The 24302-nt window shown below is 44.7% G+C and carries 18 protein-coding genes and 1 other RNA gene; 7 read left to right on the top strand and 12 right to left on the bottom strand.

Annotation, left to right across the window (positions count from 1 at the left end; genetic code table 11):
• Positions 1-72 precede the first annotated feature (72 nt).
• From BLT07_RS11940 to ssrA, 3 genes are all read right to left on the bottom strand, one after another.
• Complete coding sequence (locus tag BLT07_RS11940; protein ID WP_091868930.1) at positions 73-882, bottom strand: endonuclease/exonuclease/phosphatase family protein; 810 nt, start codon at positions 880-882, stop codon at positions 73-75.
• Positions 883-1155: 273 nt separating this feature from the next.
• Positions 1156-2388, bottom strand: a complete 1233-nt coding sequence (locus BLT07_RS11935; protein WP_091868928.1) for a site-specific integrase — start codon at positions 2386-2388, stop codon at positions 1156-1158.
• A gap of 234 nt (positions 2389-2622) precedes the next feature.
• Positions 2623-3022: a transfer-messenger RNA gene (gene ssrA, locus BLT07_RS11930) on the bottom strand.
• 128 nt (positions 3023-3150) lie between these two features.
• Between ssrA and BLT07_RS11925 the strand changes: the two genes are divergently transcribed.
• Positions 3151-4356, top strand: coding sequence for an NAD(P)-dependent oxidoreductase (locus BLT07_RS11925; protein ID WP_091868926.1), 1206 nt, complete (start codon positions 3151-3153; stop codon positions 4354-4356).
• 11 nt (positions 4357-4367) lie between these two features.
• Here the strand turns inward: BLT07_RS11925 and BLT07_RS11920 are convergent, their stop codons facing one another.
• From BLT07_RS11920 to kdsA, 3 genes are all read right to left on the bottom strand, one after another.
• Complete coding sequence (locus tag BLT07_RS11920) at positions 4368-5486, bottom strand: Sb-PDE family phosphodiesterase (protein ID WP_091869028.1); 1119 nt, start codon at positions 5484-5486, stop codon at positions 4368-4370.
• Positions 5487-5590: 104 nt separating this feature from the next.
• Positions 5591-7195 carry a sulfatase family protein gene (locus tag BLT07_RS11915; protein WP_091868925.1) on the bottom strand — a complete coding sequence of 535 codons (1605 nt, stop codon included), beginning with the start codon at positions 7193-7195 and terminating at the stop codon, positions 5591-5593.
• A gap of 272 nt (positions 7196-7467) precedes the next feature.
• Entirely contained in the window at positions 7468-8289 is an 822-nt protein-coding gene (gene kdsA, locus BLT07_RS11910; RefSeq protein WP_091868923.1) for a 3-deoxy-8-phosphooctulonate synthase, read from the bottom strand.
• 75 nt (positions 8290-8364) lie between these two features.
• On the opposite strand from kdsA, the gene BLT07_RS11905 reads away from it, so the two are divergent.
• The gene (locus BLT07_RS11905; protein ID WP_091868922.1) at positions 8365-8955 is read left to right on the top strand and encodes a hypothetical protein; all 591 of its coding nucleotides are present in this window, start codon (positions 8365-8367) and stop codon (positions 8953-8955) included.
• 268 nt (positions 8956-9223) lie between these two features.
• Complete coding sequence (gene typA / locus BLT07_RS11900) at positions 9224-11023, top strand: translational GTPase TypA (RefSeq protein ID WP_091868920.1); 1800 nt, start codon at positions 9224-9226, stop codon at positions 11021-11023.
• A gap of 112 nt (positions 11024-11135) precedes the next feature.
• Here the strand turns inward: typA and ppgK are convergent, their stop codons facing one another.
• From ppgK to BLT07_RS11885, 3 genes are all read right to left on the bottom strand, one after another.
• On the bottom strand, positions 11136-11885 hold the full coding sequence (gene ppgK / locus BLT07_RS11895) for a polyphosphate--glucose phosphotransferase (protein ID WP_091868918.1): 750 nt from the start codon (positions 11883-11885) through the stop codon (positions 11136-11138).
• Positions 11886-11956: 71 nt separating this feature from the next.
• The gene (locus tag BLT07_RS11890) at positions 11957-13438 is read right to left on the bottom strand and encodes a sulfatase (RefSeq protein WP_091868916.1); all 1482 of its coding nucleotides are present in this window, start codon (positions 13436-13438) and stop codon (positions 11957-11959) included.
• 169 nt (positions 13439-13607) lie between these two features.
• Positions 13608-14423 (bottom strand): NUDIX hydrolase, encoded by an 816-nt coding sequence (locus tag BLT07_RS11885; RefSeq protein WP_091868914.1) that lies wholly within the window; start codon positions 14421-14423, stop codon positions 13608-13610.
• Between the two features lie 402 nt (positions 14424-14825).
• Between BLT07_RS11885 and BLT07_RS11880 the strand changes: the two genes are divergently transcribed.
• A complete protein-coding gene (locus tag BLT07_RS11880) occupies positions 14826-15014 on the top strand; it encodes a DUF2188 domain-containing protein (RefSeq protein ID WP_091868912.1) in 189 nt (62 codons plus the stop codon).
• 28 nt (positions 15015-15042) lie between these two features.
• On the opposite strand, the gene BLT07_RS11875 is transcribed toward BLT07_RS11880, so the two are convergent.
• Both BLT07_RS11875 and BLT07_RS11870 read right to left on the bottom strand, forming a co-directional pair.
• Positions 15043-15783 carry a slipin family protein gene (locus tag BLT07_RS11875; protein WP_091868910.1) on the bottom strand — a complete coding sequence of 247 codons (741 nt, stop codon included), beginning with the start codon at positions 15781-15783 and terminating at the stop codon, positions 15043-15045.
• Between the two features lie 141 nt (positions 15784-15924).
• Positions 15925-16608, bottom strand: coding sequence for a cell division ATP-binding protein FtsE (locus tag BLT07_RS11870; RefSeq protein WP_091868908.1), 684 nt, complete (start codon positions 16606-16608; stop codon positions 15925-15927).
• 257 nt (positions 16609-16865) lie between these two features.
• Here BLT07_RS11870 and BLT07_RS11865 point away from each other — a divergent pair, with 257 nt between their 5' ends.
• From BLT07_RS11865 to BLT07_RS21375, 3 genes are all read left to right on the top strand, one after another.
• Positions 16866-19886, top strand: coding sequence for a tetratricopeptide repeat protein (locus tag BLT07_RS11865; protein ID WP_091868907.1), 3021 nt, complete (start codon positions 16866-16868; stop codon positions 19884-19886).
• Between the two features lie 50 nt (positions 19887-19936).
• Positions 19937-21703, top strand: coding sequence for a porin family protein (locus BLT07_RS11860; protein WP_091868906.1), 1767 nt, complete (start codon positions 19937-19939; stop codon positions 21701-21703).
• A 116-nt stretch (positions 21704-21819) separates the two neighbouring features.
• Positions 21820-23316 (top strand): hypothetical protein, encoded by a 1497-nt coding sequence (locus BLT07_RS21375; protein ID WP_245726528.1) that lies wholly within the window; start codon positions 21820-21822, stop codon positions 23314-23316.
• 63 nt (positions 23317-23379) lie between these two features.
• Here BLT07_RS21375 and BLT07_RS11850 read toward each other — a convergent pair whose 3' ends face one another.
• Positions 23380-24168, bottom strand: coding sequence for an NIPSNAP family protein (locus tag BLT07_RS11850; protein WP_091868905.1), 789 nt, complete (start codon positions 24166-24168; stop codon positions 23380-23382).
• Positions 24169-24302: the final 134 nt, after the last annotated feature.

Below are 24302 nucleotides of genomic sequence, written 5' to 3'. Positions count from 1 at the left end.
ATAAATTATACCTGAAAGGGTGTAATTATTAGGGAAGGCTACAGCACCTTCTGTTTTTTTAGATTTCTCCGATTACAAACTGAATTCAAAAAACACAGGCAAATGGTCTGAGAGCATTCGGGCATTAGTCAAATTTTCACAGAGCATAACAAAATCCGAGGCGCTTCCCTGTAACTTAAGAATGTCGTGGGAATAGAAAATATTGTCAATTGCATAGTTTAAGTAATTGTTTTTGTCACATGATAATTTAAGGGTGGTTCTTTGGTTGGACACCGCAGCCCTAAAACCCAAATTTTTTAGATTATCAAAGACTGGTTCTTTTTCATCGACATTAAAATCCCCCACCAGTAATAAAGGCGTGTGCCTATAGGATTTCTTTAAATAGTCCGTTATCACGGCTATTTCCGATTCCGGATTTTTATCGTGTGGCCGTGAGTGAAAATTGATTACAGATAGTTTTCTGCTATTCTTATAAAAATCGATAAAAAAAGGTTCGCGATCTACCAACGAGTCTAATTCACTGATAAGGTTACCTCTTTTTTTAACCTTGATACGGCTAGTTTTCCAAAGAAAAGCGTAGCGTTCGGTTGCGTATTTAGGACTTTTGGTAGGATTGCTGACGACATAGTCCCATTTACTCCCTTTTCTATTAAGTATATCGGCAAGATGTGCAACGGCCTGTGCACCCCCGGGTCCCGCTACGACTTCTTGAAGGGCAACAATATCTACATCTCTTACAATATCGGCTATTCGGTCCAGTTCCTCTGTATTTTTGGTCTTGCCGAAATCCCGAATGTTCCAAGAGATAAAACTGATGTTATCTTGAGAGAATGTGAAAAAATGAATGAGGAAAAGGAAAAGAAATAGTTTGTTTTTAAGCATAAATGGGCTGTTCTTGAGGGATGATGACTAAAATAGATTTGCTCTTCGACTATTTGTAAACATCTCAAAATCCAAAATATTGTGATATTTTTATCTCAATTACAATTGTACAGGTCAGGGGTGTGGGGATTTTGCCAACTGAAAAAATTTAAACGAGTTCTATACCAATGACAAGTGTTGCGAAATATTTATATATAATTTTTGGCTGCTTTTTAGAGGTTTCTTCATAGTCTTCATTTTCGATTAAATGAAAATTTGAAATGTATCCTTTCATTAAAATTTCTTAACTTTCATCTCCGCCAACTTCCCCCTCAAAATCGCCATGTCCTCCTCAACTTTGGAATCAATAATCTTGGCATAATGCTGCGTGGTCCGCAAATTCTTATGCCCCAACATTTTCCCAACCGTTTCAATGGGCACGCCATTGGTCAAAGTAACCGTAGTAGCAAAGGTATGGCGGGCTAGGTGGGTGGTGAGGTTCTTTTTGATATCGCAGCGGTCTGCAATTTCTTTAAGATAGGCATTGGATTTCTGATTGCTCAGTACTGGTATGACACAATCTTTATTAACCACTTTGGGGTGAGCTTTATATTTTTCGATAATGGCCACCGCAGTTGGTAACAACGGAATTGTAAAACCCGTATCCGTTTTAGATCGTTTTGATTTTATATAAAAACTACCATCTTCGTTTTGGTGAATTTCTTCTGGCTTTAGGGTCTTAACATCTACATAGGCTAAACCGGTAAAGCAACAAAGCACAAACATATCCCGAACGATGCCTAGGCGCTCTCCGTCAATGTATTTGTCAATTAGACGCTGTAACTCTTCTTTGGAGAGAAACTCACGTTCTACGGTCTTGAATTGCACTTTATAGTTATAGAAAGGGTCTTTGGTAAGCCAATCATTGGCAACGGCAATCCGAACTATTTTTTTAAAGTTGTTGACGTACTTTAATGCGGAGTTATGATTACAGGCCTTTGTTACCTTTAAAAAATACTCAAAGCCTTTGATAAACTTTAAATCGACGTCCCTTACCGGAATATCTTTTTTTCGATATTCAGATTGAAGGTACTCGGAAATATGACTTTTGGTGGTGTGATATCGCTTCCAAGTACCCAGAGCGAATTCAATTCCCACCAATTTTTCCATTTGCTGGTTGTGTTCACCAAAGAGCTGTACAAGCATTTTGATTTTCTCTCCTTTGCCTACATAAAGATTTTTTATGTCCGATGAGTTGAAGGGTCTGTCTTCGTCAACAAGTCGCGCATGAATTTTGTTTATTTTGTTTCGAACAGCATCCAAATACGAATTCAGTTCGTTCGCCTCGAGGTTCGTTCCCCGCATTTTCCCCGTCCGAGCACTCCATTTTTCGGGGTCGACTTTACGTGAAATACTTAGTTCGCTCCTTTTTCCGTTTACGGTCAATCGTAAGTATATCGGGACTTTCACATCTTTTTCGAAGTGTTTTCCCTTTAGATAAAATAGCTGTGAGAAAGAATGGCTCATTTTAGGTATCTTTTTAACACTAATAAAAGTACAAAAAAGAAAAATACCATTTTTATAATTAACATATTTTCAGTTAATTACATCGAAATCGGTGAGTGTTTTTTAAGATAAAAAGTACTCACCGAATATGTGACTTTTTATTTGATATCAAATGGATTCAAATGAATACAAAATAAATAAAAAACCCTGTGAATCATACGATTACAGGGTTTTTGATTTGTTTTGGTACTGTTTCAGTGGAGCCGGAGGGATTCGAACCCTCGTCCAAACAAGCAATTACAATGCTTTCTACGTGCTTAGTTTCCGATTGGTTTTCGATGCACGCCTGACCGGAAACGGCCTAACGTACACTTAGCTTCTTTAAGTTTTGGTGGCAGCGCCAAAGCGAACGCTACCCTTGTGTTGACTTTTATGGTGCCCCGAAATGAACCGCCGTCAACAAGGGCTGTTCAGGGACATCTCGCTTTCCGACCTTGTCGGAACGAGGCATAATCCTACTATAATTCGGATTACGCGGCAAGAGCGTAATTAGATTCGCCAATTAAAAGTGTGAAGTATGATATTTACGAGCTGTACCCCAGCGCTCGGCATGCTTACATTGCCATTGGTCTCGCTGTCAAAACCAGTCGGCCCCGTAAAAGGACTGCAAAGTTAATCAAATTCCCCGTTCTACATAAATTTATCGAACAGAGAACTTGTCCAAACCCACATTTCGAGGTACTTTTAGGGTAAATAATGTGACGAAAACAAATAATCCCTTCAATGAAATTCGGAATCATCCGCGAACGCAAAAACCCACCCGACAGACGTGTGGTACTCTCCCCGAAAGCCTGTCAAAAAGTACTTTCGACACACAGAAATGCCGAAATTATCGTCGAGCCTTCCCCTATTCGCACCTATACCGATGCGGAGTATAGGGCAGCGGGAATAGTCGTCGGCCCGAAAATGGAGGATTGCGATGTGCTATTAGGAGTAAAAGAGGTGCCCATCGATGACCTCATCCCGAATAAAAAATACTTCTTTTTCTCCCATACCATCAAAAAACAGCCCTATAACCGAGAACTGCTACGCGCGATATTGGATAAAAATATCGAGCTCTACGATCACGAGGTCATCACCAATGCCAAAGAACAGCGCCTTGTCGCTTTTGGAAGATACGCCGGCATCGTTGGTGCCTACAATGGCTTTCGAGCCTACGGTCTCAAATATGACCTTTTCAAATTGCCAAAGGCGGAAAAGCTTCCGAATCAAACGGCACTAATCGATGCCCTTAAAAAAGTACCCTTACCAAATATCAAAATCCTGTTGACAGGTAGAGGCAGAGTGGGGAATGGTTCGCGGGAAATGCTCGACGGTATGGGCATGCGACGGGTCAATGTAGCCGCTTACCTGTCCGAAGAGTTCAAAGAACCGGTCTACTGCCAAATCGATGCCGGTGAATACAATAAGCGTAAAGACGGCGTTCGCGGCAACAAGGCGGACTTCTTTCAAAATCCCGGGGAATATAAATCTGATTTCTATCGCTTCGCCGAAGTAACCGATTTTTATATTGCCGGACATTTTTATGGGCAGGGCGCACCCTATCTGTTTACACGCGAAGATGCCAAGCAGACGGATTTTAAAATAAAGGTCGTGGCCGATGTGAGCTGCGACATCGATGGGCCGGTTGCTAGTACCATTCGGCCCTCGACGATTGCCGACCCTATTTATGGCTACGATCCCAAAAAGGAAAAGGAAACTAATTTCAAAAACAAATCTGCCATTGCCGTAATGGCTGTGGATAACCTGCCCTGTGAACTACCCCGCGATGCGAGCGAGGGCTTTGGCGAAGCTTTCTTAAAAAACGTGATTCCCGCTTTTTTCAATGGGGATAAGGATGGCGTACTCCACCGAGCACGCATGACGCAAAACGGGAAGCTGACCGAGCGGTATTCGTATTTGCAGGATTATGTTGACGGGAAGGAGTAGGTAGTGGTCGTCTAATTTATCCGAACCTCCCATTCAACCACTGGCTGTACCTTAGGCGCGGTAAAACAACCTAAGGCCTTCAACTTAAGAGTAATGGAGGACTTTTTCTCCAAGGTCTTGATCTGCAAAGTTTCCGTCTCCCCAGCGGGGATTTCGAATACGGGTGAACTGTCATAAAAAGTAAACTCCATTTGGTTTTCGAAAAGCAGATCGCTACTTGAAACGTTCTTCAGTTCAACTTCTAAAACTTGGGTCTTGGGGAGATATTCCGCCTTGACGACTTCGATACTGGCTTGAAGTAAAGGTGTAAGAAACTCTTCCTTGCCAACTAGCAGGTCGTTGTAGACCGCCACGGTACGGCCTGCAAAGAGGGCTTCCCGAAGACTTTCGATGCTTTTATTTTTGGCGAATACCAGGGTTATCGGGCGGTGGTTTCCTTTTTCGGTGTAGTCCCAATCGATTAGGCCGTGAATGTCGCTGGTGCCCATTATGGTCAGGTTTTGCTCTAAGGCCAAGGTCAAGGCCTCCTGAGAATAATCAACCGAATTTATGACTTCGATACCATGCAGTTCCCCATTTTTAATACGGGCTTTTTGAAAATCGCTTAAAACGGGCAGACCTTTCGGACGTTGTGCATGCCAGGCCGGATGGTTCCAGAATACAAAAGCATCCTGTTTTTTTGCAGCGACAAAGGCGGCTTCGGGCTCGTCCTGTACCAATGGGTTTGCATCGGTAATAAATAGGGCGTTGCTGTGGCCAACAGGTTCGGAACGGGTAATTTCCGAGCCATGGACGATTAGCAATCCGTGTTCTTCTGCCTCATCCATAGCTTTGGCCAGTTCAAAGGAACGATTGCGGTCGGGGTGGGGAATATCTTCCTTATGGGGCTGGTATTCCAAATGTTCGGTCAGGGAAATGGCATCCAGGTTTTCGCGTATAGCTTCTTGTACCCTAATTGTGGGCCAAACGCTCCCATCCGAAAACACGGTGTGCTGGTGTAGATCGGTCTTGAGTGTTCGGTATCCCTCGATATCGGGATAATTGAGCGGTTGGGCTCCGGTGTGGGAATGTTCTTGGGCAATGCAGATTGCACAAGAAAATAACGAAAATAAGAGGCTCAAAAGCTTCATGGTCTGTGGTTTTACCAAAAATAGTGATTTTAGGGGCTCAATATCGACAAGGATCAAACGATTTGGTTAATAGAAGAACTTCTCATGTATCTACCCATTCCCAATCACTCAATCAAGCCTTTATCCTTATAAATGTCGATATATTGTTCGCTTAGGGCATCCGAATCCTTATATTTTTCTCGGATGGAGGTCAGCTTTTCCTTCATTTGGGCAAGGGTTTCCGCGTAGGTGGGGTCGTCGTACACATTGTTCATTTCCAGGGGGTCTTTTTTGCGGTCGTAGAGTTCCCATTCGTCGACATCATAATAGAAATGGATGAGTTTAAAATTCTTTGTCGCGATGCCATAATGCCTTTTTACGGCGTGTTCGGCTGGGTACTCGTAATAGTGATAATAGACGGCATCCCTGTCCCATTTTTCCGTTTCGCCTTTGAGCAGGGGCATGAGGCTTTCCCCTTGCATATCATCGGGCGCTTTCACACCGGCGACCTCCAAAAAGGTCTGGGCGAAATCGAGGTTCTGTACCAACTCCTCAGAGGTGGTTTTGGGGGTTATCACATGCGGCCACCGGATCAGCAAAGGCGTTTTGAACGATTCGTCGTACATAAACCGTTTGTCGAACCAACCGTGTTCGCCGAGATAGAAACCTTGGTCAGAGGTATAGACGACTAGGGTATTTTCTGTGAGACCTTCTTCGTCTAGGTAGTCCAACAGCCGTCCGACGTTTTCATCTACGGCGGCTATCGTACCCAAATAGTCCTGCATATAACGCTGGTATTTCCAGACCATTAAGGTGGAGTCGTTCATGCCCGGATATCGTTTTTTGAAGTCCTCGTTGATCGGGCCGTAAACGGAATCCCAAGAAGCGCGTTGTTCCGGGGTCATTCGTTCGATCGGGTTATAGAGTTCCCGGTCATCGATGTTCAGGGCTTTGACGATTTCGGGATATACCTTATTATCGTAATTGTAGGTCATGTGTTTGAGGATGTTCATTTCGGCCGTCGCAGCTGCTGTACCTCGGTTCGCATAATCGTCGAAAAGTGTTTCTGGAAGCGGGAAGGTTTTTTTCGTAAACTCGGTATAATGCCTTTTTGCGGGAAGCCATGAGCGATGGGGTGCTTTGTGCAGGTACATTAATAGGAAGGGTTTTGTAGTGTCCCTCCGCTTTTCCATCCAGTCCAAAGTAAGATCGGTCGTAATATCGGTCACATAGCCCTGAATGGTCGTATCGCCTTTTTGGGTAATAAACTTGGGATTGTAATAGTCCCCCTGTCCCGGAAGGATTTTAAACTCATCAAATCCCTTGGGATTATTACCAAAATGCAGTTTCCCGAACATGGCCGTCTGGTAGCCCGCTTTTTGTAAAATCTGCGGAAAGGTCACATTGGTCGTATCGAAAGGGGTAAGGTTATCGATCTTTCCATTGATATGGCTGTGTTTTCCAGTGAGGATGACCGCACGGGAGGGTGCGCAAATCGAATTGGTCACGCTGGCATTGGTGAAAAGTATCCCTTCATTGGCGATCCGGTCGATATTGGGCGTTTGAATCAGTTTGTCGCTGTACGCACTAATGGCCTGATATGCGTGATCGTCGGACATGATAAAGACAATATTCGGGCGTTTGGTTTCTTTTTCGTTGGATTTTTCATCCGTACAGGAGAAAATGGAAAGCAGTAGAATTAGGGATAGCAGGTTAAAACCGGATTTCATTTAGGATAGTTTTTCGTTAAACATCCAAATTAGTGAAAAAGTTTAGGAGTTTAGAGGTTTATGACTTTATAAAAGGGATGCAGTGCTATTTGAGGCTTATCGAATGAAATGAAGCAAAAAACTCAAGCTTTGTATCCATTACATGATAAGGGTTCAAACCTGGCCTTCGAGGGCTTCAAATTCAGTGAATAGCACACTTTGAACAGCTACACCATGGCGATTGAATTCCTGTACCGAGCGTAGTCATACGTTAAATGTTCTGGGTAGGTTCTCTATTTCAGCTGGTTCACTGTATTCCGTAGCGCGGTCAAATTCGTCAACAATGATTCCAATCGGTCCAAATGCAACATATTCGCCCCATCACTTTTAGCGTTGGCGGGGTCAAAATGGGTCTCTATAAAAATACCGTCGACCCCGGCGGCAATACCCGCCCTTGCCATGGTGTTAATGAGTTCGGGGCGGCCGCCGGTGACTCCCGAAGACTGGTTGGGCTGTTGTAGCGAATGGGTGACATCCAAGACCACAGGGGCATAGTGTTTCATAGTGGGCACGCCCCTGAAATCAACAATCATATCCTGATAGCCGAACATGGTCCCCCGGTCGGTGATACACACTTGTTCGTTACCGGAATCGGTCACTTTGATCACGGCGTGCTTCATGCTTTCGGGACTCATAAACTGTCCCTTTTTAAGGTTGACCACTTTTCCCGTTTCGGCGGCGGCTACCACTAAATCCGTCTGACGCACCAGAAAAGCTGGGATCTGGAGTACATCCACATATTCCGCGGCCATGGCGGCATCGGAAGCTTCATGGATATCCGTCACGGTCGGTACGTCAAAGGTCTCGGATACCTTCCGTAAAATCTTCAACGCCTTTTCATCCCCGATACCCATAAAGGAATCCACACGGCTGCGGTTGGCCTTTTTAAAACTTCCCTTAAAAATATAGGGAATTTTTAATGCGTCCGTTACTTTGACGATATGCTCCGCTATTCGCAAGGCCATGTCTTCGCCTTCGATGGCACAGGGTCCGGAAAGGAGAAAGAAGTTATTGCTATCGGCATGTTTAAGTTTGGGGATAAGCGAAAGGTCCATATCTTAAATTTTCGTCAAATATACTCCAAAACTGTGATTTAGTATTTAGATTCGGTGTATACCAAACCGCTTCAGATGAAAAAATCAACGCTGTTCATCATGTGCTCTTTCGTTCTGCTTGCTTATTCGAATGTATTTGGGCAAGATGAGCAAAGAACAAAAACCTTCGATCTTATTAATTTAGAACGCCATCAATTCAAGTTCGATCTGCTCTCTCCCGGATTGAGTTACGAATTGGGACTTTTCAAAAACCAAAGTGTCTCGACAAGTTTGGGATTGGGACTCGCCACGTATCAAGAAGGATACGCCTATGGTTTGGCGATGAACAATCGATACCGTTATTATCATAATTTCAACCGACGGATCGACAAGGGCAAGAACGTTTCTGGTAATTCGGGAAATTATATCGCCGCGGCACAGGCCATTTTCTTTTCCCAGGTTCGGATAAAGACCAATATTGAAGGACCGAGCGATTTCAACTTGGGTTTTTATGGAATGGTATATGGCATCCAAAGAACCTATCCGAAAGGCTTCAATTTTAATGTGGAATTAGGTGCTGGCTATTATCGTGGCGACGGCATACCCTCAGGTTACGGACCGCTTTTTGGCCTCAACTTTGGATGGGTGGCGACTAATCGAAAATCTAGAAAGCCGACTTTCGAATAATCTGTACCATTTTCCTGAAATTACTGAAAGTTTCAGACCGCGGATACGGTATACCGTGTAGGCTCGTGCCATCATTTCTATAACCTTTAAATGCCTTGGGTTCATTGGCTGCTAACCCATCGGAGGTAAAATTATCCCCCTAAAAATCAGTAAAATAAAAATAATACGGCTTTAGTCGAATCAACTAAAATTAGCCGTATCTTTGCACGCCCGAAATAAAGACCTATTTCATTACATAGAAGAGGCAGAAATAAATTAAAAAATACAAATGTCAACTACAAAGAACATCGCCATTATTGCCCACGTAGACCACGGTAAGACTACCTTGGTCGATAAGATTATGTACCACTGCCATCTTTTTCGCGACAACGAAAATACGGGCGATTTAATTCTGGACAATAATGATCTCGAACGGGAGCGCGGTATTACCATTACTTCTAAAAACGTTTCCGTAGTCTATAAAGATACCAAGATCAATATCATCGATACCCCTGGTCACGCCGATTTTGGGGGTGAGGTCGAACGTGTTTTGAACATGGCCGATGGAGTGCTTTTGTTGGTCGATGCCTTTGAAGGCCCGATGCCACAGACGCGTTTTGTTTTGCAGAAAGCTATTGATTTGGGATTAAAACCCTGTGTGGTCATCAATAAAGTGGACAAAGAAAATTGTACGCCCGAAGAGGTGCACGAAAAAGTATTCGACCTCATGTACGAGCTAGGGGCAGAGGAGTGGCAGTTGGATTTTCCCACGGTCTACGGTTCCGCCAAGAACAACTGGATGAGCGACGACTGGAAAAACGAGACCGACAATATTGAACCTTTACTGGATATGGTCATCGAACAAATTCCAACTTTCGAACCCAAAGAAGGAAATACCCAAATGCTTATTACGTCTTTGGACTTTTCATCGTTTACCGGGCGAATCGCGATTGGAAGATTACAACGCGGCAGCTTGAAGGAAGGCCAGCAGATTTCTCTGGTAAAAAGGGATGGTAGCATCGTAAAATCGAAAATCAAGGAATTGTTTACGTTCGAAGGGTTAGGCCGTAAAAAAGTGCAGGAAGTGGTCACGGGCGATATCTGCGCCATTGTCGGTCTTGAAGGTTTCGATATCGGTGATACTATTGCGGATCTCGAAAATCCGGAGGGTCTTAAAACTATCGCCATCGACGAGCCTACGATGAGCATGTTGTTCACGATCAATGATAGTCCGTTTTTCGGACAGGATGGTAAATTCGTTACCTCCCGCCACATAAAGGAGCGGTTGGAGCGAGAGCTTGAGAAGAATTTGGCCCTAAGAGTCAACCCGACGGATAGTGCGGATAAGTTTTTGGTGTTCGGTCGGGGCGTTTTGCATTTGTCCGTATTGATCGAGACCATGCGTCGCGAGGGCTATGAAATGCAAATAGGTCAGCCACAGGTTATCATTAAAGAAATCGATGGCGTCAAATGTGAGCCTATTGAAGCATTGACCATAGACTTGCCAGAGGAAGTTTCCGGGAAGGCCGTGGAAATGGTATCCATACGAAAAGGCGAAATGACCAGTATGGTAGCTAAAGGCCAACGCATGATCTGCGAGTTCTTAATTCCTTCTCGAGGAATTATAGGCCTACGTAACCAATTGTTAACCGCTACTGCCGGTGAAGCTATCATGGCACACCGCTTCTTGGAGTACCAACCGATGAAAGGCGATATTCCACAGCGTCAGAACGGTTCATTGGTTTCGATGGAAAAAGGAAAAGCAATTCCCTATTCCATTGACAAGCTACAAGATCGGGGTAAGTTTTTTGTCGATCCGGGCGAGGATATTTATGAAGGTCAGGTTATCGGAGAGAATTCTCGTGGCGATGATATGACCGTCAATATCACCAAGACCAAAAAAATGTCCAACGTACGTTCTTCAGGAGCTGATGACAAGGCAAAAATAGTTCCTGCCATCAAATTCTCTTTGGAAGAAGCCTTGGAGTATATTCAGAAAGATGAATATGTCGAGGTGACGCCAAAACATTTGCGACTTCGAAAAATTTATTTGACGGAGAATGATCGTAAACGAAATAAGATTGCTTAGACTTTTTTAAGTTAGTTTTCCGAAGAGTCTAATTATTTGATAATACAAAAGCCCTAATCGATATTTTATCGATTAGGGCTTTTTTAATAGATATATCCGGTCTTTCCGTGAATCAGTCCATTGGAATTTTATGGATGGCCGCTGCCGCTGCGCCTATAATACCCGCATGGTTTTGAAGTTCTGCAGGCTTTACAGGCGTATCGATAGTGATATATTTCTTGAATTCATCAAAATCCTTTGAAGTACCGCCGCCCAAAAGAATAAGGTCGGGCGCAACGATCAAATCGACATATTTAAGGAATTTGTTGAAACGCTTGCCCCATTTTTTATAGGATAGTCCCTCACGCTCCTTGGCAGAAGCGGCCGCCCAAAGTTCGATTTTTTTGTATTTTTTATAGGGCATCTGTCCCAATTCGAAATTAGGAATCAGTTTTCCATCGTAAAAAGCGCCACTGCCCAGTCCGGTTCCAATAGTAATCATGATCACTAAACCTTCTACTCCTTTTCCGATACCGTATTCCATGGAAGCATAACCGGCAATATCGGCATCGTTGACCACCGTAAAATCGAGTCCCGTTTTTTCTTCGAACAATTCCTCGATATTGACTCCCAGCCAACTCTCATCTAGGTTTCCTGAGGATTTGCAGATGCCTTTTTTGATGACGGTAGGAAAGCCGCAGCCCACTTTTCCCTTGTAATCAAAGTGTTTGACGATTTCGGCGATGACCTCCGCCATCTCTTCCGGTTTCCGAGATTCGGGGGTGGGAATACGGTACCGTTCCGAAATCATCTCACCGGTTTCAATATTTACAATACCTCCTTTCATGCCGGAACCGCCGACGTCAATACCAAGAACTTCCATTTATATCTGTTAAATTTTAGGAAGGTAAAATACGAAAAGTTTTGATGGTAGGGTAATGTTTTCTGATAGTTCTATTCCCTATCATACAGTCCCGTGTTCCCTTTTTCCAAAATCGGCATAAGTTGATCTACGATTTCCGGCCGTTCGCTGGCAACATTTCTATCTTCTGGGTTATCACTCGTGTGGTCGTAAAGTTCAATAACCGGTTCTTCGTCCCTAAAATATTTCGTCAATCTGTAATCCCGCGTTCGCAGGGTAATGCCGTTTTTGAAATACCCGTACGCTTTTCCCTGATCTTTCAAATTGTCCGAGACCATTAGTGGCAGTAAGCTTTTACCATCGATTTTATGGTTTAAGGGAATGTCGGACAGTTCCAAAAGGGTAGGGTAGAGGTCAACACTTTCTACGATGGCATCTACATTTTTGTGCCGATGTTCGGCGAAGGGTGTTTTAATGATCAAGGTGCTTTTCAGGGCGTTTTCGAGGAGAGTATGCTTGCCCCAGACCCGTTGATCTCCCAGATGCCAGCCGTGGTCGCCCCATATAACGACAATAGTGTTTTCATCCAATTCCAATCTTTTGAGTTCTTGCAGCAATTTTCCGATTTGCGTATCGATATAGCTTATGGAGGCTAGATAGCCGTGCCGTAATTTTTTGGCGTAGGCTTCGGAAACGGAGGCGTCTAAACCGGCCTTTTCGTCTCCTAGGGCGTATTGGTTGAACTCCCCGCTTTCGTGCAGGCTTGCCCGATTGATGTTTTCTGGGATTCCTGGATTGTCGGACACCGGAATCTCTGCCCGATCGTAAAGATCCCAATATTTTTTGGGAGCGTTGAAGGGCAGATGGGGCTTAAAGAATCCAACGCCCATGAAAAAGGGTTCTTCGTTATTCTTAAGTTCTTTTAATTTGGATATGGCTAGGTTAGCGGTCAGGCCATCCGGATACCCCTCATCTTCTACCTCCCCCGCTTCATAGGGCTTGACCTGTTTGTTGAGGCTCTGCCGATTTTCGCCGTTGGCATAGGCAAAGAAGGCGTTCCATCCGGTCTCCCATTTTCCGGCATTGAAAAGCAGTTCGCTCCAGCTATACGGCAGTTCCCTTTTGTCGGATACCGGTTCCTCGTATCCGTAGACATAACCATCCGCGGAATGGCTTATTTTTCCGATGCCGACCGTGTGATAGCCTGCTTGTTTAAACCGATGGATAAACGTTTCGGGAATGGAATCCTCAGCCTTTCCCGAAAGTTCTTCCACAATTGCGTTATTTGATAAATGGATGCGTTTAAAGGGACGGTATCCGGTTAGAAGCGCATGCCTTGAAGCCCCACAAGTAGGCACCTGAGCATAGTGATGGGTAAAAAGCACCCCTTCCGAGGCTAGAGCATCCAAATTAGGGGACTTGGCAATGCTGCCGTAAGCGCCCAATTCGGTGCGAAGGTCGTCAACGGCAATAAAGAGGATATTGGGGCGGACCTTCTTTTCGGATGGGGTATTTTCATCCTTACATCCCAATACCAGCAAAAACAGCAGTACAAAGCGAAAATAATATAACATAATCCTTGTTTTTTTCTGTGGACCTCTTCATTCTGTGAACCTTTGCACCATCTCAATATATTTCCGTGGAATTCGCTTTCGCTCTTACAGCCTAAAGGCCAATGAAGAAGTAATTCACGGGTAACCGCAAACCTGCCTCCCACCGAGGCAGGGATTCACGGGGATACTGTTATTCCAATTGTCTCTTTTCCCTCAAAAAATCAAAAATCAGCATATCGACTTCCGAGACCATGTGCCTATCCTTATAATTGAGCCAAACCATTTCCGCTATTTCCATAGCCGGTTGCAATTCCCCTTTGTAGGATGCCGCGTAGGAAGTCTTCTGCACTAAGACACCTGGTTTATGGCCGTCTGCCTGTGCCTCGAAAATTCCTATAAAGTACAAGCTTGAAATTTCGATATCTACGCCCAGCTTTTCCTTGATTTCCCGAAATAGCGCCTTTGCATCGCCTTCACCGGGCTCACGTTTGCCACCGGGAATATTATAGTTGCCACGGCCCTCGGTGCGGGTCATCAAAATACGGCCGTCCACGATATGGATCCACGCCAATTTGTCGATAATCTGATCGGAAGGTTCTATGTAATAATCTATGGAGTTCAGCGAATGGTTCGGGTCGATAACATCAAGAAGTTTATCGATCCAGTTGCCGAATCCGGTCAAAGTGCCGAGTTTTTTGTTCCGCCCCAAGGCGCTGGAAATGGTCTCGTCGCGGTTTCCGAAATTATAGCGTCCCTTTTTGACCCAAAGCGTGTTCAACAGGTGCTGCATCATAACGTTACCTAACTGGTCTACCGAAATGGCGATTTTCAGTAGATATTCGCCTATTCCCTTAAATCCCTTTCTGAAAAGGCTACGGAAAAACCCATATAAAAAACCCAGTGGCCCTGTAACTGCCAACAGCACAATGGAAATTAAAAACAGTAGCACCCCGATAAACGGATTCACTTTTTTATCGGCTTTATAGACGCGTTTTTTTTTGATCATAGGCCACTGGATCGAGAAATGCAAACCAAGCCTTCAAAGCTATGGAATAATTATTCTAAAAATAAAGGTATCAGTTGTTAAACGATTTAACTTGAAATTCGAAGTTTGCTTAGGCAAAGGATATAGGTATTTTCAATCACGATTATTGTCCCATAAAAGGATACTTTACGAACTTTTGACAAACACCGTTCTACGCGACACTCTGGCTAAAGATTCTGCGTTATGGGAAAAATGTACCGTAGAATGGCCGTATCGGTTGCAGAGACGGTTTGTGAGTAAGATATCGACTAGAGTTGGCTTTTTTTTATAGAGCCTTCAGGAGAACCTTTAAATATGTTACCATCTTCGCTATTGGGCTACAAGAAGGGAATATCCGATTAAAATAAATTGTAACTTATCGCTATGGATAAAACGGGTAAATGGACTTTTGAAGGCTTTAGCCCCCGATTGGATAAATTAGATTCGCGAATCAGGGAAAAGGCCATTGAAATTGCGAATGGTTTATTGGAAACTGAAGATATTTCGGAAGCAGCGGCCATCGAACAAGGAATCGTTCGGGCCGAGCAATGGTTTTATGACCTCGAGGCCTAAGGGCGGTCGAAAGGATTGTAACCGGCTCTTACTCTTTTTTAGGGTTTCTGGGCAAAACTTCTTCGGGGAACGGAAAAAGAATGGTAGAGTTCTTTTCGGCGGCTATGTTCGCCAAGGTCTGGTAGAGCCTTAATTTTATGGCGGAAGGGGACTGGTCTATCAGTTTACCCGCTTCAAGTAATTTTCCTGCGGCCTGTTCCTCGGCAAGGGCCAAGATGATTTGTGCCCTTCTTGAACGTTCTGCTTCGGCTTGGTTGGCCATCATCCGCTTCATGTTTTCAGGCAATTGTATGTCCTTGATCTTGACATCTATGATATCGATGCCCCAGACCACGGTTTCCTGCATCACTATTTCTTTGATATTATTGCCCATTTCTTCGCGTTTGCTCAAAATGGTATCCAATTCTACCTTTCCGCAAACATCCCGGAGTGCCGCTTGGGACAATTGTGTGATTGCAAACCGGTATTCCTCTACTTCCAAGACCGCTTTTTCAGGATCCAATATTTTAAAGAAAACCACCCCGTCGATACTGCAGGGCACATTGTCTTCCGTCATTACCTCTTGTGAGACAATGTTGATGGTTATTACACGGATATCTACGCTCTGTACCGTTTCTACTAAAGGAATAATCCATCTAAGACCGGGCTGCAAGGTTTTGATATACTTTCCGAACCTGAACTTTAATGCCCTTTTGTATTCAAAAATAATGCGGATCCCGGAAAGCAGAAACAATACGAAAAGAACTCCTAAAACGAACAATGGATACATAATAGATGGATTTTAGTTTGGCGGGCTAACACTATCAAATACCGCCTTAGGAAAGGTACGGATATTTAAGGTAGAAGACAAAATATTAACGTCAGCTTAGTTACTTTTAAACGCTGATAGTGAAGAAATTATCACTCTGGTTCAGACAGCCCTTTGCACCACTTCAAAAATCTTGTTCCCATCACACTTCAAGGTCTTCGACGGATATTTTAAGATTAGCGCATAATCATGGGTGGCCATCAAAATGGTGCGGCCCGATTTATGGATTTCCTGTAGTACTTTCATGACCTCTACACTTGTCTGCGGATCGAGGTTCCCGGTAGGTTCATCGGCCAAGATCAATTCAGGGTCGTTGAGCAGCGCGCGGGCGATAGCAACACGTTGCTGCTCGCCGCCGGAAAGTTCGTGTGGGAACTTAAAGCCCTTGGTCTTCATACCGACCTTGCCGAGCACATCTTCGATTTGGAGGGCCATTTTATGAGTGTCTTTCCATCCCGTAGCCTTTAAAACGAAGGCCATATTATTGTTGATGTTCCGGTCGGGGAGTAGCTTGAAATCCTGAAAAACGATACCGAGCTTTCGGCGTAGAAAGGGAATATCTTTTTCCCGGAGTTTGGTCAGATCGAATTCCACAATACTTCCCGTACCCTGCTTTAGTGGAAGATCACCGTAGAGCGTCTTCATAAAACTGCTTTTTCCGCTGCCCGTTTTTCCGATCAGGTAAACAAATTCCCCTTTCCTGACGTCTAGATTAACCTCGTTCAGCACTAGACTTTCCTTTTGGAAGATGGCGGCGTCTTTAAGTTCTAGGATGGTTTCGGACATATTTAATAATCAATTAGCATTAATTCTTCCTTCAAAAGTAATACTCTTTTTTTCTTTGCACCTGAAAAACAATGTGCCATTCGTTAAATGCCATTCGTTAAACGCTTTTCGCTAAGCGCGATTTCACACTAATACTGGCGAAAGGTGTTTTTCGAAAAGCGAAAAGCGCACCGCGGATATACTTAGATGCAATATTCGCCGTTATTAAAATTAATTAAGGTAATCCTATTCTCGGCTTAACGTATCACTTGGACACTATGTTAAAAAAAATCACCGCTTTCCTCCCTATTTTCTTGGGAATCGTCGTTACGGGCGTATCCCAAGAGACCAAAATCTATACCCACGATCAGAAAAACTATCAAGATGCCCTGGCGCTCTATAACAACGAGCAGTACCAGGCGGCACAATCTATTTTTTCGAAGGTCAAGGAGAATACCGATAATTTAGAGACCAAAGCTAATAGCGCTTATTTCGAAGCCAATGCCGCCGTTCGCCTGAACCAATTGGGCGCGGATCGCCTGATGGAAAGTTTTGTGGAAAATTATCCGACCTCCACCAAGCGCAACTCCGCTTTTGTCGATGTGGCGGAGTACTATTTCGAGACCGGAAAATACCCCTATGCCTTGAAGTGGTACAATAAAGTGGACCAAAAGGCCCTTTCCCGTGGGGAGATGGACAAGTTCAATTTCAATTACGGCTATTCCCTTTTTTCCTCCGGGAAGCAAAAGGAAGCGGAAAGCTATTTGCAAAAGGTCGAAAATTCCCCGAAATACGGTTCACAGTCCAAATATTACCAAGGGTATATCGCGTATCAACAAGATGATTACGATGAGGCCAACCGACGTTTCGATCAAATCAAGGATCCCGAGATTTTGGAAGAGAAGATGGACTACTATCAAGCGGATATGAATTTTAAGCTTGGTAAATTCGACGAAGCGATTGCCTTGGCGAAAAAGCAGATGGCCAAAAATGACCGGAAAGAGAAGTCCGAATTGAGCAAAATCATCGGTGAGAGCTATTTCAATATGGCGCAGTATGCGAACGCCATTCCCTATCTACAGGATTACACGGGAAAAAAAGGCAAGTTCAGCAATACGGATTATTATTTATTGGGATATTCCTTCTACAAGCAGGGCGATTATACCAACGCCGTGCAGCAGTTCAACAAGATTATCGACGGTAAGAACAGTGTCTCCCAGAATGCGTATTATCATTTGGCGGAATGCTATTTGAAATTGGATAAAAAACAGGAAGCGCTAAATGCCTTCCGAAATGCATCCCAAATGGATTTTTCCCCTGAAATTAAAAAGGATGCCGACCTGAACTACGCGCGGTTGAGCTATGAGATCGGTAATCCCTATGAACCCGTCCCAAAAGTAATTTCCGACTATCTGGCCAAATATCCCAACGAACAGCACACGCAAGAGATGCAGGAATTGTTGGTGGATTCGTACATCACGTCGAAGAATTTCGAGGGCGCTATGGAACTTTTGGAAAATAATCCAAAATACGCCAGCAAGGCCACCTATCAGAAAGTGGCCTACTATCGTGGTATAGAACTGTTCATGGACGGCGATTACGCCGCAGCGACGAACAATTTCAAAAAATCGTTAGACAGTGCCGAAGACGCTCTGTTTAAAGCGCGCGCCAATTATTGGAAAGCGGAATCGGAGTATCTCTTGAACCGTTTCGACGATGCGTTGGTCGACTACATCCAATTCCAGCAAAATCCCATGGCGAAATCCACAGCCGAAAATAAGGAGCTAGATTATAATTTGGCCTACACCTATTTCAAATTGAAGGACTATGACAATGCCATAGCGTATTTCAACAATTCCACAAGTAAGGGAGGCGAGGATGCCCAAAAAATGTACGATGCGTATCTGCGTTTGGGCGATAGCTATTTTGTGACGAGCAAATACTGGCCGGCCATCGAAACTTACAATAAGGCTTTGGCGCTTACGGGTACAGACAAGGCCTATGCCGCCTTTCAAAAGGCCATCAGTTACGGCTTCGTCGATCGGCGCGACACCAAGATCGAGGAACTGCGCACGTTCGCATCGGCATATCCGAATTCGAGTTTGCGAGATGATGCCCTTTTCGAACTGGCGAACACCTTGATTTCCGCCGGAAAAGAGCAACAGGGCCTTCAGGCTTACGATAACCTGAGGCGCGAGTATGGTACTAGTCCGCTTGTACCTCAGGCCATGATACGCCAAGGACTGGTACACTACAATTCGAACCGAAGTGAGCAGGCGTTGGGGGAATTTAGGTCCGTCGTACGTGATTTCCCGAATACCCAGGAAGCGATTCAAGCCGTTTCTACCGCAAAATTGATTTATGTTGATTTAGGCCGGGTGGACGAGTACGCCGCTTGGGTCGAGAACCTCGATTTCGTGGAAGTCACCGATAGGGAACTGGACAATGCCACTTTCGAATCCGCCGACAAGCAGAATATGGAGGGTAAAAAGGATGCAGCCATCAAAGGCTATGAAAACTATATCAAGCAATTCCCGAACGGGGTCAATGCGGTGAAGTCACATTTCAACTTGGCACAACTGTATTTCGGTAGGGGACAAAAAGATAAAGCGCTACCACAATACAAATATGTAGCCGAGAAATCCGGTGGCGAATACGCCGAGCAGTCCCTGACCCGGGTCTGTGAAATCTACATTGGAAAAGATGATTATGTGACGGCCATTCCGTTTTTAGAGCGCTTGGAAAATCAGGCGGATATTCAGCAGAATCGCGTTTTTGCACAGTCCAATCTGATGAAGGGTTATTATGAGCAGAAAAATTACGAGAAGACCTTGGCCTATGCAGATAAGGTTTTGGCCGTGCCGACCATTGACAACCGTATCAAGAGCGATGCCCAGATTATGATTGCCCGCGCTGCGATTGAAACCGATGATGAGGCCAAAGCGGAAAGCGCCTATCAAGACGTGCTGAAAATCGCAACCGGAGGCACCGCTGCCGAAGCCCTATACTATGATGCCTATTTTAAGAACAAGGCGCAAGATTTTGAGGCATCGAACGCCTCCGTTCAAAAATTAGCGAAAGATTATTCCAGCTATAAGGAATGGGGCGGAAAAGGCCTGGTCATCATGGCCAAGAACTTTTATGCTTTGGGCGATGCCTATCAAGCCACCTATATATTGGATAACGTGACGACCAATTTCAGCCAATATACCGAACTGGTCTCCGAAGCGAAAGCCGAGCTGGCGATTATCAAATCTAAGGAAGCGAAGAGCAATTCGTCGATTCGAACGGATAATTAGATTTGAGACCTACAGAAGTAAAGAACACGGAAAATAGAACAACACTTCATATGCATAAAAACATAAAACTACTACTGATCCTAATTTTCGGATTTTCGCAGATCACCTTCGCCCAAGATGACGAAAACGATGAGGAAACCGATGATATCGGCACGGAATCCATAACGGTAACGAAAGCGTATACACCCACGATTTCCGATGCGTTTAAGATAAAATCAGTTCCGACCTTGAACGATTCCATAGTCCTCCAGAAGAAAAATATAGAATACAGTATCTTTTCGGTACCGGTGGCCTCGACTTTTGCGCCTGCGAAGGGTACTGCCACGGCCGTCAAAAAAACACCGCCGCCCTTGCTGTACAATTCGTACGCCTCTGCAGGTGGTGGAAACCCCGCCAATTTTATGGCCAAATTTTATACGAGCCGTGCCATTGATCGGGAATCCGGATATACCGTGGGGCTGGACCACAATTCTTCCCGTGGCGACCTTAAAGGGGTAGCCCTGGATAATGTGTACTCCAACACTAAATTGGATGGTGCTTACGTTAAACGGGATCGCGATTTCGATTGGGGGTTTGATATGGGCGCCCAGCATCAGCTTTACAATTGGTATGGAATTCCTGATGGGGTCTTTACCGAAGAAGTGGTCAATTCCATTGAAGAACGCCAAAATTATTTTATGGCCGAAGCGGGAGCCCATATCAATGTTCAGGATTCGTATTTCGAAAATGCGGAACTGCAATACCGCCGTTTTTGGGATGCCATAAAATCGGGCGAGAACCGTGCGATATTTAAAACGGGCTTTGCTTTTCCCGTGGCCGATGAGTCCTTCGGCATAAAGGCAAAAGTGGATTTTGTCAACGGCACTTTTGAAAATTCCGGCCTTAACGACGCGACCAATGCTATTGGTATCAAGTACAGCCATTTGCAAGCCGGTCTGAACCCGAATTTGACCTTGCTGAACGAAGATTTTTCCCTGAATCTGGGCGTCAACTTGGTCTACGGTATAGATATGGAGAACAATGACGGCAATTTTTATATTTATCCCGCGGTGACGGCATCCTATCGGCTGCTTGATCAATTGGCGATTGTCTACGGGGGCGTAAAAGGCGGGCTTCAACAGAACTCCTATTACGGTTTTGCAGAAAGCAATCCCTATGTATCCCCAACCTTGAACATTATCCCTACCGACACCAAATACGACGGCTATCTCGGCTTAAAGGGCCAACTGCTACCGACTCTGAGCTACAACATAAAAGCCTCTTACACAGCAGAAGATCGCAGTCCCCTTTTCAAATTGAATCCGCAGAACACCTTCCGCAACGATGAAAAAGGCTATTATTACGGCAATTCGTTCGAGGTATTCTATGACGATATCAAGACCGTTGGCGTATTCGGAGAACTGAACGTTGACGTGAACCGCAACTTTACGCTGGGAGTTAATGCGGAGTATTACAACTATTCCACTGAAACCGATAATCCGGCGTGGAACCGTCCCGATTTGAAAGGTTCGCTATTTATGGATTATCAGATCGGCGAAAAATGGTATGCCGGGGCGAACCTGTTTTTTATAGGCGAGCGAAAGGATGTCGCCACGATAGCCGATCAGACGGGAATTCCCTCGAATTTTGCGGCGGAAATTGTTACTTTAGACAGTTTCTTCGATGCCAATGCCCACCTAGGCTACCGTTGGAACAAGCAACTTTCCATTTTTGTGAAAGCGGCCAATATTGCCAACAACAACTACCAGCATTGGTCCAATTATCCGGTTCAGGGCTTGCAGATTTTGGGAGGTTTAACCTACAAGTTCGACCTTTAACACGAAGCTTAAAAAATCCAATCCGCTAAACGAGTTTCCCCGTATATCATCAGTAACTATACCCCATTTTCATGGGTATTCCCTACTTTTGCAAAGTCTTGAAAAAAATAGTTGCTATGCTATATTTTATGCTGAACCCTTTCAACCGTGTTTTTAATGGTTTGGGATATTTCAAAAATTTTACGGCAAAGAAAAGTATCGGTTTCTTAATCATAGTATTAGCTTTGGCTTTTGTAGGCTGTAAATCCGACAGTACCGAAACCGATCCCATCATCGATGTCGACACCGATGGCGATGGTATTTCGGATACAGACGAAGTATTGAACGGCAGCAATAAGAACAATCCCTGCGACCCGAAACTGGCTTCCGGATATTCCGGTTACGATAAGGCCAATACGATTTGGTTAGGAGCGGATTGCGATACGGATGGGATAACGAACGCCCAAGAACTGGTGGACGGCTCCGACCCGTTCGTCGATGAACTAAAGGATGGGGATGGCGATGGTATTCCCGATTTCCAAGAAATCGTAGCCGGCACGGATAAAGATAGTGCCTGTGACCCCGTTCAGAACGAGGATTATACGGGCTATGACGCATCCAGTTCGATATGGGCGAATTCCGATTGCGATGGCGACGGCGTGAGCAACGGCGATGAGGTCGCTGCCAATACCAATCCCTACCTTGAGGACTTGGAAGAGATGGTTTTTGCCAAGGCGGAATTCCTTCCCACATTATCCGAAGTGCAATTGTTCAGGGGAAATCCTTCCGAATTAGTAGTCAGTAGTACCACGCTCGAGTACAGTCTGATTACCCCCTTGTATTCCGACTATGCCCATAAATTCAGAACCATATCCCTTCCCGAGGGAACGCAGATGACCTATAATGGGGAAGGTCTTTTGGAGTTTCCTGATAACACGGTCATTAGCAAGACCTTTTATTATTTTAGGGACGAACGCGATCCATCTCTCGGAAAAAAACTGATAGAGACCCGTCTGCTTATAAAAAAGGATGGGGTCTGGAACTTGGGCAACTACCTGTGGAACGACGAACAGAATGAGGCCTTTCTTGGTACTGCCGGCCCTATCGTACCTGTTCAATGGGTCGATATGTCGGGCAATAACCGATCGGCAGATTATCAGGTGCCCAACGCCTTTGCCTGTGTACAGTGCCATAATAAAAGTGATACCACTATACCTATAGGGCCCAAGGCACGGAATCTGAATTTTACGTTCAACGGAAAAAACCAGCTGCAGAATTTTGTGGATCTGGGATTACTTGCGGATGCCCCTGAAATGACCCAAATAGAGACAACCCCAGATTGGTCGGACAACTCTTTGAGTTTGGAAGAGCGCACCCGGGCGTATATGGATATCAACTGCGCCCACTGTCATCAACCCGGCGGCCAGCATGATGCCAGCATCGCCGATCGCCCTGATTTAAGGTACGAAACCTCGTTTGAAGCCAGCCATATTTCCGATTTTGGCGAAGATATCAAAAACCGGGTAGGTACACCCCCCGGCCTTGGTACGTACTCGATGCCCCAGTTGGGCGCCACTCAATTGCACACTGAAGGCGTGGCCTTGATACAGGCGTATATCGATTCGTTGGAGTAATACCTGATCAATGGTATGGAATGCTTCCGAAGCGGCAAGGAAGCAGAATAGAAGCTTTCGTGATTAGTAATCCGAATACTCCGTAGGATAAAGAAACAGTTTATCCGCTTTGTTCACATTGTTCTGGTATTTAGGATCGGTAGAAAGTTCGCCCCATTTTTCCGACCCAAAAAAAGATTCCCAAACGGCATCCCGCTTTTCCATATTCGGATACGTGGTCATATACATGAGGTTTGGCATTCGATCTCCCGAAAGTACTTCCGCATAGAAAACGGCATTGGCGCCCACCGATTCAAAAAGTTCTATTTCACCGCCCTTGATGAACATGTCTACTTTGTTTTGATACTTCGCCTCCGTCGGCGATTCGTAGCTGCGCAGTTCGTAGACTCGGTCTTTTCTATCCCCTTGTACTTCGGAAGGTTTCATTTGGGGCATTCCGGTAAAGGCACGCATCAAGACTGAGTTGATACGCTCGTACGGCGGCTCGTCAGATTTGGCATTAATATAGTCCGACCCAGCAGCGATGTACGCCTTGTCCTGCGCCAACATATCGTCCAAAGTTTCGAACTGTTCAAAAGAAGCAAAGGGAATCAGGACAAAAATTTTATTGGCAGTCAAGAAGTTGTTGGGGCGATACTTGAACACGCCCACCTTCTCGATTCCGGCACGTTTTAAGGCTGGTAAGTAGGCATCCTTTAAATAGGAATCCATTACGCTGTCCTGCTTTTCATTTTGAAGGGTGTAGGTCTTTAACTGGTAGTATTCCCGTTTTTGATCTTGGGAATACCCGTCCGTGGCGAAAGCGGAAATTAAGATAAGGGTCAGAAACAAAACAAGCGGATGTTTTTTCATAGAGATTTCGATTGGTACCTCCCAAACTTAGCGAACTTCTGGCATATAAACACAATTGTTAGTTGATTTTTCTATTTAAAGCATCCTATCAAAACAAATTCCACGTAAATTGCAGCCCGTCAATATCAACCATA

The sequence above is a fragment of the Pricia antarctica genome (assembly GCF_900101815.1).
GTDB classification, from domain to species: Bacteria; Bacteroidota; Bacteroidia; order Flavobacteriales; family Flavobacteriaceae; genus Pricia; species Pricia antarctica.
Note: the sequence above shows the minus strand (reverse complement) of the source record. Positions and strands in the feature narration are given on the sequence as shown.